This window comes from Alsobacter sp. SYSU BS001988 (assembly GCF_054796215.1).
In genome coordinates this window covers 271,348-285,041 of sequence record NZ_JBTAMK010000003.1, presented here as the reverse complement: position 1 = coordinate 285,041, position 13,694 = coordinate 271,348, and the positions used below count along the sequence as shown (strand labels likewise).

Sequence of the window (13,694 nt, the reverse complement as noted above, 5' to 3'; positions counted from 1 at the left end):
CGGAACGGGCGCTCAGCCGAGCTTGTCGGCGAGGAACTCCAGCGTGCGGGCCCGGGCGAGATCGGCCGAGGGCTTGTCGTAGGACCCCCGCGCGTCGCAGTTGAAGCCGTGGTCGGCCGGGTAGACGAACACGGACATGTGCGGGAAGGCCGCCTGGATCTTGCGCACGTCGTCCTGGGAGATGTGCTTGTCCTTCTCGCCGAAGTGCAGGATCGTCGGCGCCTTGGGGATCTCGTCGAGATGCGAGGCGATCATCCCGCCATAGTACCCGACCGCGGCGCTGACGCCGGCGAGCCGGGTCGCGGCCAGGAAGGCCAACGAGCCGCCCCAGCAATAGCCCACCACGCCCACCTTGCCGGCCTCCGACGCCGCCTTCACGGCGGCCTCCACGTCCGCCAGCGCGCCCTCCAGGGTGGTGCGGGCGCGGATCTCCATGCCCTGCTGCATGTCGTCGGGGCCGTAGCCCAGCTCCACATGCGGCTGCGCCCGGTCGAACAGGGCCGGCGCGATGGCCAGGTAGCCCTCGGCGGCGAAGCCGTCCGTCACGCGGCGGATATGGTCGTTGACGCCGAAGATCTCCTGCAGGACCACGACGCCCGCCTTGGGGGCGCCCGACGGCGCGGCCCTGTAGGCGTCGATGGTCACGCCGTCCGCGGCCGTGAGCCGGATCATGTCACCCATGGAAGGTCCCTCGTTTTCAACGTGTTTGTCGCGCCCCCGGCGCCCTGCTTAGCGCATTTCGGCGGCCTTCGCCGCCCTCGGCGGGCCCTGGCCGACGCCGGGACGACAGGTCGCGGAACCGGGCGGAACCGGACCGCGGCGGGGCGGGTTGTCGGCCGAGACCCGGATCAAGACGAAAGACGGGAGACCGCCATGGACACCAGAACCGATCAGGCCGCGAAGGACAAGGTCCTCGAACTCATCAAGGACGCCCGCATCGCCATGATGGCGACGCGCGGCGACGACGGGCGCCAGCACGCCCGCCCGATGGGCACCAACACCGTCAACTTCGACGGCCATCTGTGGTTCTTCTCGGACGCGGATTCGCCCAAGATCGCCGAGATCCGGCGCGACCCGCAGGTGCTGCTGACCTACTCGGACGAGAACAAGCAGCATTACGTCTCGATCGCCGGGACCGCCGAGGTCGTCCAGGACGCCGCCAAGGCGAAAGAACTCTGGACGGAGGGCCTGCGCGTGTGGTTTCCCAAGGGGGCGGAAGACCCTGAAATCGCCCTGATCAAGGTGAAGGTCGAGATCGCCGAATATTGGGACAGCCCTTCCAGCACGATGTTGTACGCCTATGGATACGTCAAAGCGGTCACGACCGGGGAACGGCCGAATGGCGGTGAAAACGCCACCGTCCGTTTCTGAGAAGATCAGGGCCATGTTCACGGGCAACCAGATCTGGGCCGCACGCGTGCTGGCGGGCCTGTCCCGGGAGGACGCCGCCGAGCGCGCCGGGATCAGCCTGGAGGCCCTCGGCGAGATCGAGTCCCAGGGCGGAGCTGCGCTCAGCCCTGACGCGGCGGCCGCGCGCCGCCTGATCGAGGCCCTGGACGCGGCCGGCGTGGAGTTCCTGGGCGAGAACGGCCCCGGGGTCCGCCTGCGCGCCGTCGGCGTGCGCGACGAGGGCATGCGCCCTGAGAACCTGAACGCCGAGAACGACGGCTGAGAGGCCCCGGCCGAGGGCCGGGGCAGAGTCGCCGGCCCGGAGGCCGGGGCGCGGCCGCTAGTCCTCGGCCGCCTCGTCGTCCTCCTCGGAGGCCGCGAGCAGGTCGTCCAGGGCGTCGGCGATGACGTCGACCTGGTCGCGGGTGGCGATGACGTCCATCACCTCGCCGGCGTCCGTCTCGATCCTCATGCGGAAACCGTCGTCGCTCGGCTCCACGGTGAATTTTCCGAGCGACGCGGCTTTTTGCGTCCCTGAACTCTGGGCTGCCATTGGGTCTCCTCCATCTCGCTGAGCTTCGACCAACGCGTCACGCGAGCGGGAGATCCGAGCGTGCGGGAGCGACCGGGACGCCAGCTGCGGCCCGGTCAAATCGATGCGCATGCGCCTGGCATGCGGCCGCGCTCGATCGGAGGCGCTCCTCCGACGTGTCCTGGCCCGGCCGGATCAGCCGAACAGGTACATGAGCACGGGCGTGGCCACGAGCCCGCCGGCGACCACCCACGCCACCGACTGGAGCCGCGTGTCCGGGTCGGCGATCGACCGCACGCCGCGCGCCACCTTGCCGGCCGACATGGTCCAGCCGTTCATGCAGGAGCAAAGCAGCCGGTGGGCGTCGTCCTCCGCCAGCGAGAAGAAGTCGATGGCGTCGCCGAGCCGGTCGCTGGCGAGGCCTTCGGCCCGCAGCATCGGATCCTCGAACGCGATCGTGAGCGGCGAATCAGGAGAGCGCATCTGCACCCGTTCGGCCGGCGTCTTGGTCTCGATCTCCCCGAGCGAGCGCAACCTGCGCGCGGGATCCTGCTCCAGCAGGGTCGCCCATCGCTCGAGACGCTCGCGGCGGGTCATCACCGGCCGCGCTGCGACCCGCACGTCAGCGACGTCGCGCAGCTTGTCGAATTCGCGATATTCCATGGACCTTCTCCCACACGGCAGAAGATCGACTTGCCGAACGCGACCGGCTGAAGCCGATCCTCATGGAACCCCCGTCCCACCGACGCTGGAATCTTCCGCCGCATCTGCGGCAACATTGCGATGGCGTCCCATTTCGGAACGCCTGAAATTCAGGCGTCCGCACGCGGCGCGCCGGGGATGACGGGGGGTGGGCTGAACCGTTGGGAAGCGCCGCAGCGGGCCCCCTCGCCCCGGAACGGGGAGAGGGTGGGGGTGAGGGGTGGTTCAGCTTGGCTGGATTTCGGCCCCTCATCCGACCTCGCTGCGCTCGGCCACCTTCTCCCCGTGCCGGGGAGAAGGAAGCGCGTTCAGCTCCGCGGCCTTTCGGCCCGGAGGTGGAGGGCGGCGCGGAGCGGCGTCGCTGGGGGCCCCACGGCGAGTGGGGTTAGAGAAAAGTGAAGCCGGGAGGCCGCCAGGCCCCGCCGCTCCGCGCGCGACGTTGGAGGATGAAAGGAAGATCCCGGGGCGCTTTCAGCCCCTTCGCGCTTCGCTGGTCGGACCTTGTCTTCCGTCCGCCGCCTCGAACCGGGTGGTGAGCCCGGCCTTCGACGGCCGCCGCCCCTGGTCCACGTCCTCACGCTGCAGACGCCCCTCCGTGGACCAGAGCATGGACAGGGATATAGGAATTTTATCCGCCTGTCAAGCTCTGTTCCGCGCCCTTGCCGTCCGGCCCCTCATCTGACCTCGCTGGGCTCGGCTGCGTTCTCCCCGTGCCGGGGAGAAGGGCAGCGCCGCCATTCCCGGCGGCGCGAACCGCCGGGAATGGGATCCAGGAGGGTTGGCGAGGGGCGCCCTCCGCCTGGCCGCTCTGGATCCCCTTCCCGCGCCTGCGGCGCGCCGGGGATGACGGGGATGGTGGGTTTGACCGTTGACGAAGGGCCGCGGCCGGCTCCCTCTCCCCGGAACGGGGAGAGGGCTGGGGTGAGGGTCTCACCGGCCCAGGGGCTGGGCGCTGGCGCGGTGTTCCTTGAGAATCATGCCGGTGGAGGCGTCGACCTCCTTGAGGAGGACGTCGTAGCCCCACAGGTCGGCGAGGTGCTGGAGCACGCGGCTGGCGTCCTCGGGCTCGAGCAGGAGGCGGTTGACGACGTTGTGGTGCAGGATCAGGCGGCGATCGCCCGCGAGGTCGACGTCGACGACCTGGATATCGGGATCGATCCAGGCGACGTCGTACTGGCGCGCCAAGGCGCGGCGCATGCGCCGGTAGCCGCGCTCGTCATGGATGGCGTCGACCCGCAGCTCGGGCCGGTCCGGATCGTCGACGACGTGGAACATGCGCCACTCGCGCATCAGCTTGGGGCTGAGGAACTGCAGCAGGAAGCTCTCGTCGCGGTAGTTCTCCCAGACGCCGCGCAGGGTCTTCATGCCGTCGCCCGTCCCGGCGATCTCCGGGAACCACTGGCGGTCCTCCTCGGTCGGCTCCTCGCAGATGCGCTCGATGTCGCGCATCATGGCGAAGCCGATGGCGTAGGGGTTGAGGCCGCCATAGCGCGGGTCGTCGTATTTCGGCTGGAAGGTCACGTTGGTGTGCGACTTCAGGAACTCGAAATAGGCCCCGTCGTCGATCATCCCCTGCTCGTGCAGGCGGTTCATGATCTTGTAGTGCACGAATGTGGCGCAGCCCTCGTTCATCACCTTGGTCTGGCGCTGCGGATAGAAATACTGCGCGACGTTGCGCACGATGCGCAGGATCTCGCGCTGCCACGGGGCCAGCTTGGGGGCCGTCTTCTCCAGGAAGTAGAGCACGTTCTCCTGCGGCAGCTGCAGCAGCGCGCGGCGCCGCTCCTCGTCGAGATTGCCCGTGCGGGCCTTCTCGGTCCGGGGCACGGTGCGCCACAGGTCGTTGAACATCTGCTCGTCATGGGCGCGTCGCTCTCGGGCGCGGCGCTCCTCGGACCGCAGATCGGGCTTGGAGCGCCGCGGATAGCGGTGCACCGCCTGGCTGTTGAGGGCGTGCGCGGCGTCGAGCAGGCGCTCCACGGCGGTGTGGCCGTAGCGCTCCTCGCAGTCGGAGATGTAGGTCTTGGCGAAGTCGAGATAGTCCAGGATGCCGTCGGCGTCGGTCCACTGCTTGAACAGATAATTGTTCTTGAAGAAGTGGTTATGCCCGAACGCCGCGTGCGCGATCACCAGCGTCTGCATCGTGGCGGAGTTCTCCTCCATGATGTAGCTGATGCAGGGATTGGAGTTGATGACGATCTCATAGGCGAGGTCGCCATAGCCGCGCCGGTACACCGCCTCGTGATGGGCGAAATGCTTGCCGAAGCTCCAGTGCTTGTAGAAGAGCGGCATGCCGGAGGACGAGTAGGCGTCCAGCATCTGCTCGGCCGTGATGGTCTCGATCTGGTTGGGATAGACGTCGAGCCCGAGCTCGCCCACGGCGATCCGCTCGCAGGCGTCGTAGATCCGCCGGATCGTGTCGAAGTCCCAGTCTCCCCCATGGAAGAGCAGCGGCTTCGGAATGATGTGCATGGTCATGCGCCGGCCCCCACACGCTCCGCCGAGGCGCCCTCGCCGCGGCGGCGGAACAGCTCACGAAACACCGGAAAGATGTCCCGCCGGTGGCGCACCTGGCGCATCGCGAAGCGCGCGCTGGCGTCCTTGACGGCGGAATCCTGCATCGCCTCATAGGCGCGCCAGAGGTCGCTGGCGCGCGAGGTGAGCCCCAGCGACATCGGCTCGTCCTCGGGCTTCACCTCCAGATAGGCGAAGTACTGCATCATCGGCAGGATGCGGTTCTGCAGCAGGCCGACGGTCTTGTCGTTGTCGTTGGGTGCGTTGTCGCCGTCGGAGGCCTGGGCGGCGTAGATGTTCCAGTCCTCCGGGCGGTAGCGCTCGCCGATGACCCGCAGCATCTCCTCAAGGGCGGTCGACACCACCGTGCCGCCGGTCTCGGTGGAGTGGAAGAAGGTCTCCTCGTCCACCTCCTCGGCGGTGTGGGTGTGGCGGATGAAGACCAGGTCCACATGCCGGTAACGGCGCTTGAGGAAGATGTAGAGCAGCGCGTAGAAGCGCTTGGCCAGGTCCTTCATGTGCTCCGTCATGGAGCCCGACACGTCCATCAGGCAGATCATGACCGCCTGGGCGACCGGCTTGGGATAGGGCGCGAACTGGCGGTAGCGTAGGTCGATCGGATCGACGAAGGGGATGAGCTTGCGCCGGCGCTCGAGCCCCTCGAGCTTCAGCCGCAGCACCGCGACCCGCTCGGGCTCGTCGCCGAGCGCCTCCAGCCGGGCGATCTCCTCCTCGATCTCCTTCATCTCCTCGGATTTCGGGCGGTTGAGGGCGATGCGGCGCGACAGGCTGTTGCGCATGGTGCGCGTCAGCGACAGGTTCGCGGGCGAGCCGGAGGTGGAGTAGCCCGCCCGGCGCCAGGAGGGGTTCTCCAGGTCCTCGACGCGCGTCTTGGCGAGATCCGGAAGCTCCAGGTCCTCCAGGAAGAGGTCGAGGAACTCGTCCTGCGACAGGACGAAGCGGAAATCGTCCTCGCCGCCGCCTTCCTCGGCTCCCTCGGAGCCGCCGCCCCCTCCCCCGCCCGAGGGGCGCGGGATGGTGTCGCCTTCGGTGAAGTGCTTGTTGCCGGGCAGCACGTGCTCGCGCAGGCCGCCCGACGAGGAGCGGCGCAGCGCCGGCTCCCTCACCCCGTCGACCGGGATGGAGACCTCGCCGCCCTCGCCCATGTCCTTGATGGACCTGTCTCGCGACTGGTCGCGGACCGCGCGGCGGACCAGGGACTGCGCCCGGCGCAGGAATCTCTGGCGGTTTCCGAGGCTCTTGCCTCCCGGGTTGAGGCGTCTGTCGACGATGTGCATCTTCGCTCCGCTCTGGCCGGGGGGCGGCTCCTGGCCCGGATCGTCAGGGTCAGGAACCGGCCTTGATGAGGGCTGCGCCCTACCCGGCCTGCTTCACTCGCATGTACCACTCGACCAATCGTCGGACCTGACGTTCGGTGTAGCCCCGCTCGGTCATGCGGGCGACGAAGTCCGCGTGCTTCTTCTCGCTGTCGGAGTCCTTCTTCGACCCGAAGCTGATCACAGGCAGAAGCTCCTCCACCTGGCTGAACATCCGCTTCTCGATGACGTCGCGGATCTTCTCGTAGCTGGTCCAGGAGGGGTTCTTGCCGCCGTGGCTCGCCCGCGAACGCAGCGCGAACTTGACGACCTCGTTGCGGAAGTCCTTCGGATTCGCGATCCCGGCCGGCTTCTCGATCTTGGTGAGCTCCTGGTTGAGCAGCTCACGGTTGAGAAGCTGTCCGGTGTCGGGATCCTTGAAGTCCTGATCCTCGATCCAGGCGTCCGCATAGTCGACATAGCGGTCGAAAAGATTCTGACCATAGTCGTGGTACGATTCCAGATAAGCCTTCTGGATCTCGTGACCAATGAATTCCGCATAGCGCGGGGCCAGTTCGGCCTTCACGAATTCGAGATAACGCTTCTCGACCGCCTCCGGCACCTGCTCGCGCTTCACGGTCTGTTCGAGCACGTACATGAGATGCACCGGGTCGGCGGCGATCTCGGTGGTGTCGTGGTTGAAGGTCGCGGCCAGGACCTTGAAGGCGAAGCGGGTCGAGATCCCGTCCATGCCCTCGTCGACGCCGGCCGAGTCCTTGTATTCCTGCAGGGAGCGGGCGCGCGGATCCACCTCGCGCAGGCTCTCGCCGTCATAGACGCGCATCTTGGAGAAGATGTTGGAGTTGGCGTGCTCGCGCAGGCGCGACAGCACCGCGAAGCGCGCCAGCATCTCCAGCGTGAACGGGGCGCAGGGGGCGCCTGCGAGCTCCGAGCCGCGGATCAGCTTCTCGTAGATCTTCTGCTCTTCCGTCACCCGCAGGCAGTAGGGCACCTTGATGACGTAGATGCGGTCGATGAAGGCCTCGTTGTTCTTATTGGTCTTGAAGGTCTGCCACTCGGCCTCGTTCGAGTGGGCCATGACGATGCCCTGGAAGGGGATCGCGCCGATGTTCTCGGTGCCGACATAGTTGCCCTCCTGCGTCGCGGTGAGCAGGGGATGCAGCATCTTGATCGGCGCCTTGAACATCTCGACGAATTCGAGCATGCCCTGGTTGGCCCGGTTGAGGCCGCCGGAGTAGCTGTAGGCGTCGGGATCGTTCTGCGACAGGTGCTCGAGCTTGCGGATGTCGACCTTGCCGACCAGGGACGAGATGTCCTGGTTGTTCTCGTCGCCGGGTTCCGTCTTGGACACGCCGATCTGGCGCAGCCGGGAGGGGTTCACCTTGACGACCTTGAAGCGCGAGATGTCGCCGTCGAACTCGTCGAGGCGCTTGAGGCACCAGGGGCTCATCAGCCCGGTGAGCCTGCGCCGGGGGATGCCGTAGCGTTCGTCCAGGACCTTGCCCATCTGCTCGGGATCGAACAATCCCAGCGGGCTCTCGAAGATCGGGCTCAGGTCGTCGCCGGCCTTGAGCACGTAGATGGGATGGACCTCCATCAGGGCCTTCAGGCGTTCCGCGAGCGAAGACTTGCCGCCGCCGACCGGACCGAGGAGGTAGAGGATCTGCTTGCGCTCCTCCAGCCCCTGGGCGGCGTGACGGAAGTAGGACACGATCCGCTCGATCGTCTCCTCCATCCCGTAGAATTCGGCGAAGGCCGGATAAGCCCGGATCGTCCGATTCATGAAGATGCGGCCGAGGCGCGCATCCCGGGACGTGTCGAGGAGTTCTGGTTCGCCGATCGCGGCGAGAATTCTTTCCGCCGCGCTGGCATACATCATGGGATCGTCGCGGCACCCTTCGAGATAGTCCTGGAGGGACATCTCCGCCTCGCGACGGGCTTCGTACGACCTTGCATAAGTCGTGAAGAGGTCAGTGTTGGGATACATCTGCACCCGCTGGCTCGTGACGCCTCAACGCAGTGACAACCGTCTCGGCGGACAAGAGTTGCGTCGACGTCACCGGCTGCGCTCGCCAATCCCCACCCCAGACCAAGCTGGAATTCGATTGCGGCTGCCACGTGGCGCGCGGGCGGCGGCGGCGTACCGCGACCGGCTTTCCGAAGGGTAGTATGCGTGTCCGCATCGAATCACCCCCGACCAAGCTCATGCTACCATGACGAACCCGAGCTTTGCATGGTTCATGCCACCATGGGATGCGTCGAAGGGTCTTAGGCCGGCCGGCGTGTCGCGCCAGCCACAGCGCTCGGGGCCGGGCGCCGCTAGGGTCGCGTCGGCCGCCTTCCGGCGGCGATGACGCGGGAGCGCAAGGTGGGCTGGCTGATCCTGATCGCGGCGGGGCTCTTCGAGGTCGGCTGGGCCGTGGGGCTGAAATACACGCAAGGCTTCACGCGGCTTTGGCCCACGCTGGCGACGCTGGCCAGCATGGCGGTCAGCCTGGGACTTCTCGGATTGGCCCTGAAAGAGCTGCCGATCGGGACCGCCTACGCGGTCTGGACCGGAATCGGCACGATCGGGACCGCGATCCTGGGGATCGCGCTCTTCGGCGAGCCGGCGACGGCGGCCCGCATGGCCTGCATCGGCCTGATCGTGGCCGGCATATTGGGATTGAAACTCGCCGGCTGAAGGACCAAAGATCGGGGCGGAACCCAAGATCCCGCCGCGCGTCAGCGCGACAGCACCTTCAGAACGGCGGCCCGGAGTCCCCCCATGGCTCACACCCTCGCAGACAGCCCTGCGGCCCGCGACGTCTCGCCGGCCCACCGCACGCCCTGGTACAAGGTGCTCTACGTCCAGGTGCTGATCGCCATCGTCCTGGGCGTCCTGGTCGGGCATTTCTGGCCCACGACCGGCGCGGCGCTGAAGCCGCTCGGCGACGCCTTCATCTCGCTCATCAAGATGATGATCGCGCCGGTGATCTTCTGCACGGTCGTGCACGGCATCGCGTCCATGAGCGACCTGAAGAAGGTGGGCCGCGTCGGGGCCAAGGCGCTGCTCTATTTCGAGGTGGTGTCGACCGTCGCGCTGGCGGTCGGCCTCCTGGTCGGCGAGATCGTCAGGCCCGGGGCGGGCTTCAACATCGACCCCGCCACGCTGGATACGAAGGCGGTGGCGAGCTATGTGAGCCGGGCCAAGGACGAGGGCGTGGTCGCGCATCTGATGGCGATCATCCCGAACTCGTTCTTCGACGCTTTCGCGAAAGGCGACCTGCTGCAGGTGCTGCTCATCGCCATCCTGTCGGGCTTCGCGGTGTCCCAGATGGGCAAGACCGGCGAGCGCATCACCCACGCCATCGACACGGCCGGGAAGATGTTCTTCCGCATCATCGGCATGATCGTGCGGGTGGCGCCCATCGGCGCGTTCGGGGCCATGGCGTTCACGATCGGCGCCTACGGACTGGGCTCGCTGTGGAACCTGCTGGCGCTCGTGGCGACGTTCTACGCCACCGCGCTCCTCTTCGTGCTGGTGGTGCTGGGCGCGATCGCCCGGCTCGCCGGGTTCTCGATCCTGCGCTTCATCGCCTACATCAAGGACGAGCTGCTGATCGTGCTCGGGACGTCGTCGTCCGAGACGGTGCTGCCGCACATGATCCAGAAGATGCAGCGGCTCGGCGCCTCGCCGTCGGTCGTCGGCCTCGTGATCCCGACCGGGTACAGCTTCAATCTCGACGGCACCAACATCTACATGACGCTGGCGACCCTGTTCCTGGCGCAGGCGACCAACATCCACCTCACCTTCGGGCAGGAGATGACCATCCTGCTGATCGCGATGCTGACCTCCAAGGGCGCGTCCGGCGTCACCGGGGCGGGCTTCGTGACGCTCGCCGCCACGCTGCAGATCGTGCCCGACATCCCGATCGCCTCGCTGGCGATCCTGGTGGGCATCGACAAGTTCATGAGCGAGTGCCGCGCCCTCACCAACCTCATCGGCAACGGCGTCGCCACCGTGGTGGTCAGCCGCTGGGAGGGCGAGCTCGACCCGGTGAAGCTGCGGCAGGTGATGGCGCACCCGCTGGAGATCGGCGAGGCCATGGAGCGCGAGCCCCTGCCGGCGCGCCCGGCGGCGTGAGGCTGATCAGGGCGAGAACACCCGCACGGCGTCTGGCACGATCTTGAACCGCGCCGGCGTCTCGGTGCAGAGCTCGCCGTCGCAGTTGACCGGGCGGGGCCGGCGCGTGCGGATCTCGAACTCGGTGCAGCGCTCCGTGCGCACCTCCTCCCAGGCGCCGTGCGACCCGGCCCGGAAGGCCGGCAGCATGGCGGCGAGCTTCCAGACGCTCTTCAGTTCGAGGCTGTAGAGATCGAGATGGTGGTCGTCGATCTCGGCCCGGTCGGAGACCGACATTCCGCCGCCATAGTAGCGGCCGTTGCCGACGGCGATCTGCATCGTCTTGACGCGCGCGACGTCGCCCTTGGCGACGATCGTGGCCGTGAAGGGCGCGGCGCGGCTCAAGACCTTGAGCGCGGCCAGCGCGTAGCCGAGCCGCCCCCAGCGGCGCTTAATGTCGGGCGTGAGGCTGCGGGCGAGATCGGTGGAGAGCCCGAGGCTGGCGACGTTGAAGAACGGCTTGTCGTTGACCATGCCGAGGTCGATCGGCCGGACCCGCCCGGCGACGATGACGTCCGCCGCCGCCAGCAGGTCCTCCGGCAGGCCGAGCGTGCGGGCGAGGTCGTTGCCGGTGCCGAGCGGCAGGACGCCGAAGGGCAGCCCGGTCTCCATGAGTCCGCGGGCGGCGGCGTTGACGCTGCCGTCGCCGCCGCAGATGACGACGCGGTCGACGTCGGGGGCGCGGCGAACGATGTCCTGGCTGACCTCGTCGGCGGAGGTGAAGGTTTCGTGCTGCAGGACCAGCCCGCCCTTTTCCAGGCGTTCATTGACGGCGTCGAGCGATTCCGAGCCGCGCCGGCTGTTGGGATTGACGAGCACGAGCGTCCGCGGTCCGATCCCGCGCTCTGGAGGAGCGTCGCCCAGGATCGTACCTTTGGCGTCGCCGCCCAAACCCTCTTGCATGTCGGGCATTGTCCCCAGAATTGAGCTGATCTGAGTCACAAACGCTCGGGGGGCTTCAGCGTTGCATTGCAATCGACAGCCGATGCGTTCGAGATAGCGCCATGCGACCGTCAGTCCCATGACCCCGGATCCGGCATCCCTGGTGCAGTTCGCCGCCCTGCCCTACCGCAAGGTCGACGGGGCGACGCAGGTGCTGCTCGCCACCTCGCGCGACACCGGGCGCTGGGTGATCCCGAAGGGCTGGCCGATGAAGAACCGCAAGCCCCACGAGGCCGCCGCGCAGGAGGCGCTGGAGGAGGCCGGGCTGAAGGGCAAGCCCGGCAAGAAGCCCGTCGGCTCCTACCAGTACTGGAAGCGGCTGAAGGAGCACTTCGTCCTTGTCACAGTGGTGGTGTTTCCGCTCGAGGTCACGCGGCAGCTGAAGAGCTTCCGGGAGGCGGGCGTCCGCAAGCTGGAATGGGTGTCGCCGCTGGAGGCGGCGAAACGCGTCGACGAGGCGGGCCTCGCCTCCATCCTGCTCGGCTGGGAGGAGGCGAAGCCGCGCGCGGCGCCGCGGCTGGCCAAGGCGCGGTCCTGATCCCCGGTCCCGCCCGGGCGGCGCGGCCGCCGAACCGTCTTCGACTTTCGTCGAGTGCGCTGAAAGAACCCATCAAAACCGCCGAAAATCGCACGGTTACGCCGGTCCAGAACGGTTGCCAGCCGCCCGCGCGCCTCTATTCTGCCCGCTACCCGCCGCGCTTATGGCGGCAGCAGGAACGATCGCGGCTCAGCCGCGGCGCGGGCGCCGCCCCCAGGCGCTCTTGAAGGAGGAAAACGATCGTGACGACATCCGCAAAGGCGGCCGCCAGCGCCGTGAAGACCCTCGCCTTCTCGGCGGCGTTCGGCGCCCTCGCCATGGCCTCCGCCGTCTCGGCCCAGGCGGCCGACGGCGTGAAGATCGGCATCCTGAACGACCAGTCCGGCGTCTACGCCGACTATGGCGGCAAATGGTCCGTCGAGGCCGCCCGCATGGCCATCGAGGATTTCGGCGGGTCCGTGCTGGGCCAGAAGGTCGAGCTCGTCACCGCCGATCACCAGAACAAGCCCGACATCGGCTCCAACATCGCCCGCCAGTGGTACGACGTCGACGGCGTCGACATGATCACCGAGCTGACCACCTCGTCGGTGGCGCTGGCCGTCCATGAACTCTCGAAAGAGAAGAAGAAGATCGACATCGTGGTCGGAGCCGCCACCTCGCGCCTGACCGGCGACGCGTGCCAGCCCTACGGCTTCCACTGGGCCTTCGACACGCGCGCGCTCGCGGTGGGCACCGGCGGCGCGCTGACCAAAGCCGGCGGCGACACCTGGTTCTTCCTGACCGCCGACTACGCCTTCGGCTACCAGCTGGAGGACGATACGTCCAAGCTGGTGAAGCAGGAGGGCGGCAAGGTGCTGGGCTCGGTGAGGCACCCGCTCAACAACAACGACTTCTCGTCCTTCCTGCTGCAGGCGCAGGCCTCCAAGGCCAAGGTCGTGGGCCTCGCCAACGCCGGGCTCGACACCACCAACTCGGTGAAGCAGGCGGCCGAGTTCGGCATCACGGCCGGCGGCCAGAAGATCGCCGGGCTGCTGATGACGCTGGCGGAGGTGAACGGCCTCGGACTGCAGGCCTCGCAGGGGCTGGTGCTGACCGAGGGCTTCTACTGGGACCTCGACGACCGCTCCCGCGAGTTCGGCGAGCGCTTCTTCAAGCGCACGCAGCGGATGCCCAGCATGATCCACGCCGGCACCTACTCGGCCGTGCTCTCCTACCTCAAGGCCGTGAAGGCGGCGAACTCGAAGGACACCGAGAAGGTGGCGGCCAAGCTCAAGGAGCTGCCGGTCGACGACGCCTTCGGCCGCAACGGCAAGGTGCTGGCCAATGGCCGCATGATCCACGATATGTATCTGTTCGAGGTCAAGAAGCCGGCCGAGAGCAAGAAGCCCTGGGACTACTACAAGCTGCTCGCCACCATTCCGGGCGAGAAGGCCTTCTTCTCGGCGGCCGAGAGCGGCTGCCCGGCGACGAAGTAGGCGAGCGTCAGCACAAGGGGGGGGGGGGGGGGGGGGGGGGGGGGGGGGGGGGGGGGGGGGGGGGGGGGGGGGGGGGGGGGGGGGGGGGTGGTGGGGGGGG

General features: G+C 67.8%; 13 protein-coding genes. 6 read left to right on the top strand and 7 right to left on the bottom strand.

The genetic code is table 11. The features are described 5' to 3' along the window. Positions 1 to 12 precede the first annotated feature (12 nt). A complete protein-coding gene (locus ACYVO7_RS08375; protein ID WP_460449367.1) occupies positions 13 to 681 on the bottom strand; it encodes a dienelactone hydrolase family protein in 669 nt (222 codons plus the stop codon). A 192-nt stretch (positions 682 to 873) separates the two neighbouring features. Here ACYVO7_RS08375 and ACYVO7_RS08370 point away from each other — a divergent pair, with 192 nt between their 5' ends. Both ACYVO7_RS08370 and ACYVO7_RS08365 read left to right on the top strand, forming a co-directional pair. Then, positions 874 to 1,371 (top strand): pyridoxamine 5'-phosphate oxidase family protein, encoded by a 498-nt coding sequence (locus ACYVO7_RS08370; RefSeq protein WP_460449366.1) that lies wholly within the window; start codon positions 874 to 876, stop codon positions 1,369 to 1,371. Between the two features lie 13 nt (positions 1,372 to 1,384). Then, complete coding sequence (locus ACYVO7_RS08365; protein WP_460449365.1) at positions 1,385 to 1,672, top strand: helix-turn-helix domain-containing protein; 288 nt, start codon at positions 1,385 to 1,387, stop codon at positions 1,670 to 1,672. Between the two features lie 57 nt (positions 1,673 to 1,729). Here ACYVO7_RS08365 and ACYVO7_RS08360 read toward each other — a convergent pair whose 3' ends face one another. The 5 genes from ACYVO7_RS08360 to ACYVO7_RS08340 form a co-directional block, all read right to left on the bottom strand. Further along, positions 1,730 to 1,942 (bottom strand): hypothetical protein, encoded by a 213-nt coding sequence (locus tag ACYVO7_RS08360; protein ID WP_460449364.1) that lies wholly within the window; start codon positions 1,940 to 1,942, stop codon positions 1,730 to 1,732. A gap of 174 nt (positions 1,943 to 2,116) precedes the next feature. Further along, positions 2,117 to 2,584, bottom strand: a complete 468-nt coding sequence (locus tag ACYVO7_RS08355; protein ID WP_406856779.1) for a hypothetical protein — start codon at positions 2,582 to 2,584, stop codon at positions 2,117 to 2,119. A gap of 969 nt (positions 2,585 to 3,553) precedes the next feature. Further along, the gene (locus tag ACYVO7_RS08350) at positions 3,554 to 5,101 is read right to left on the bottom strand and encodes a SpoVR family protein (RefSeq protein WP_406856778.1); all 1,548 of its coding nucleotides are present in this window, start codon (positions 5,099 to 5,101) and stop codon (positions 3,554 to 3,556) included. After that, positions 5,098 to 6,435, bottom strand: coding sequence for a YeaH/YhbH family protein (locus ACYVO7_RS08345; RefSeq protein ID WP_460449363.1), 1,338 nt, complete (start codon positions 6,433 to 6,435; stop codon positions 5,098 to 5,100). The genes ACYVO7_RS08350 and ACYVO7_RS08345 overlap by 4 nt, the downstream gene beginning before the upstream one ends. A 79-nt stretch (positions 6,436 to 6,514) precedes the next feature. Continuing rightward, positions 6,515 to 8,461 carry a PrkA family serine protein kinase gene (locus tag ACYVO7_RS08340; protein WP_406856776.1) on the bottom strand — a complete coding sequence of 649 codons (1,947 nt, stop codon included), beginning with the start codon at positions 8,459 to 8,461 and terminating at the stop codon, positions 6,515 to 6,517. 381 nt (positions 8,462 to 8,842) lie between these two features. Here ACYVO7_RS08340 and sugE point away from each other — a divergent pair, with 381 nt between their 5' ends. Together sugE and ACYVO7_RS08330 are read left to right on the top strand one after the other, a co-directional pair. Then, positions 8,843 to 9,157 carry a quaternary ammonium compound efflux SMR transporter SugE gene (sugE, locus tag ACYVO7_RS08335; protein ID WP_460449362.1) on the top strand — a complete coding sequence of 105 codons (315 nt, stop codon included), beginning with the start codon at positions 8,843 to 8,845 and terminating at the stop codon, positions 9,155 to 9,157. An 84-nt stretch (positions 9,158 to 9,241) separates the two neighbouring features. Next, positions 9,242 to 10,600, top strand: coding sequence for a dicarboxylate/amino acid:cation symporter (locus tag ACYVO7_RS08330; RefSeq protein ID WP_460449361.1), 1,359 nt, complete (start codon positions 9,242 to 9,244; stop codon positions 10,598 to 10,600). Between the two features lie 6 nt (positions 10,601 to 10,606). Here ACYVO7_RS08330 and ACYVO7_RS08325 read toward each other — a convergent pair whose 3' ends face one another. Further along, the gene (locus tag ACYVO7_RS08325; protein ID WP_460449360.1) at positions 10,607 to 11,542 is read right to left on the bottom strand and encodes a lipid kinase; all 936 of its coding nucleotides are present in this window, start codon (positions 11,540 to 11,542) and stop codon (positions 10,607 to 10,609) included. Positions 11,543 to 11,660: 118 nt separating this feature from the next. Here ACYVO7_RS08325 and ACYVO7_RS08320 point away from each other — a divergent pair, with 118 nt between their 5' ends. Both ACYVO7_RS08320 and ACYVO7_RS08315 read left to right on the top strand, forming a co-directional pair. Next, complete coding sequence (locus ACYVO7_RS08320) at positions 11,661 to 12,119, top strand: NUDIX hydrolase (RefSeq protein ID WP_460449359.1); 459 nt, start codon at positions 11,661 to 11,663, stop codon at positions 12,117 to 12,119. Between the two features lie 317 nt (positions 12,120 to 12,436). After that, positions 12,437 to 13,594, top strand: a complete 1,158-nt coding sequence (locus ACYVO7_RS08315) for an ABC transporter substrate-binding protein (RefSeq protein ID WP_460449583.1) — start codon at positions 12,437 to 12,439, stop codon at positions 13,592 to 13,594. The last annotated feature ends 100 nt before the right edge of the window (positions 13,595 to 13,694 follow it).